Origin of the sequence: Streptomyces justiciae (assembly GCF_015163075.1) — a bacterium.
Classification (GTDB): Bacteria; Actinomycetota; Actinomycetes; order Streptomycetales; family Streptomycetaceae; genus Streptomyces; species Streptomyces justiciae.
This window is the reverse complement of record NZ_JADDXU010000054.1, coordinates 1-817: the sequence shown is the minus strand read 5'-3', so window position 1 is coordinate 817 and position 817 is coordinate 1. Positions and strand designations below refer to the sequence as shown.

General features: G+C 58.0%; 1 rRNA gene. It reads left to right on the top strand.

The features are described from left to right. Window positions 1-64 precede the first annotated feature (64 nt). Window positions 65-817 (top strand): 23S ribosomal RNA (locus IQ210_RS46980); the annotation flags it as partial.

Here is an 817-nt window from a genome sequence, read left to right as displayed (position 1 = left end):
ATGGTTCGGGGTGATGGGTGGCTGGTCGTTGTTTGAGAACTGCACAGTGGACGCGAGCATCTGTGGCCAAGTTTTTAAGGGCGCACGGTGGATGCCTTGGCACCAGGAACCGATGAAGGACGTGGGAGGCCACGATAGTCCCCGGGGAGTCGTCAACCAGGCTTTGATCCGGGGGTTTCCGAATGGGGAAACCCGGCAGTCGTCATGGGCTGTCACCCATACCTGAACACATAGGGTATGTGGAGGGAACGCGGGGAAGTGAAACATCTCAGTACCCGCAGGAAGAGAAAACAACCGTGATTCCGGGAGTAGTGGCGAGCGAAACCGGATGAGGCCAAACCGTATGCGTGTGAGACCCGGCAGGGGTTGCGTATACGGGGTTGTGGGATCTCTCTTCCACGGTCTGCCGGCCGTGGGACGAGTCAGAAACCGTTGATGTAGGCGAAGGACATGCGAAAGGTCCGGCGTAGAGGGTAAGACCCCCGTAGTCGAAACGTCAGCGGCTCGTTTGAGAGACACCCAAGTAGCACGGGGCCCGAGAAATCCCGTGTGAATCTGGCGGGACCACCCGCTAAGCCTAAATATTCCCTGGTGACCGATAGCGGATAGTACCGTGAGGGAATGGTGAAAAGTACCCCGGGAGGGGAGTGAAATAGTACCTGAAACCGTGTGCCTACAAGCCGTGGGAGCGTCGGACATCAGCTTGCTGGTGTCTCGTGACTGCGTGCCTTTTGAAGAATGAGCCTGCGAGTTTGCGGTGTGTTGCGAGGTTAACCCGTGTGGGGAAGCCGTAGCGAAAGCGAGTCCGAACAGGGCG